The organism is Sulfitobacter sp. UBA4523 (assembly GCF_002388305.1).
Lineage (GTDB): Bacteria > Pseudomonadota > Alphaproteobacteria > Rhodobacterales > Rhodobacteraceae > Sulfitobacter > Sulfitobacter pontiacus.
Genome location: NZ_DGMH01000025.1, coordinates 19499 through 20101, shown reverse-complemented (window position 1 = coordinate 20101; position 603 = coordinate 19499). Strand labels below are relative to the sequence as shown.

The window sequence follows — 603 nt, the reverse complement described above, 5'->3', positions numbered from 1 at the left end:
CTTCGGGGGCGGCTTTTTTCGTTTGGGCCGCCGTCAACCGCGCCTCCCCCCTGCCCCAGCCAATCTGTGCTGACCTCTTGCGATCCCCCCAATACCGCTTAGGTTCTCCTCAGACTTCATCAGACGAACTGAAAGGGATCTCATGACCGATCTGCCCGACTACACCCCGCCCACCGTATGGGAGTGGGAACCCGGCAATGGCGGTAAATTCGCCAATATCAACCGCCCCATCGCAGGCCCCACCGCAGACAAAGAGCTGCCGGTCGGCAAACATCCCTATCAGCTTTACTCCCTCGCGACGCCCAATGGCGTCAAAGTCACCGTGCTGCTGGAAGAACTACTGGCCGCCGGGCACAAGGGCGCCGAGTATGACGCGTGGCTGATCAACATCGGCGAAGGGGATCAATTCGGATCCGGCTTTGTCGACATCAACCCGAACTCCAAAATTCCCGCGATGATGGACCGGTCCGGCGACGCGCCACAGCGCCTGTTTGAATCCGGGTCGATCATGCTGCATCTGGCCGAGAAATTCGGCGAATTCATCCCCAAAGACCCAAGCCAGCGCACCGAATGTATGTCGTGGCTGTTCTGGCAAATGGGCAG

General features: G+C 59.5%; 1 pseudogene. It reads left to right on the top strand.

Features of this window, described 5'->3' with window-relative positions:
* Positions 1-142: 142 nt before the first annotated feature.
* Positions 143-603 (top strand): annotated as a pseudogene (locus B3849_RS06935) (glutathione-dependent disulfide-bond oxidoreductase); the annotation flags it as partial.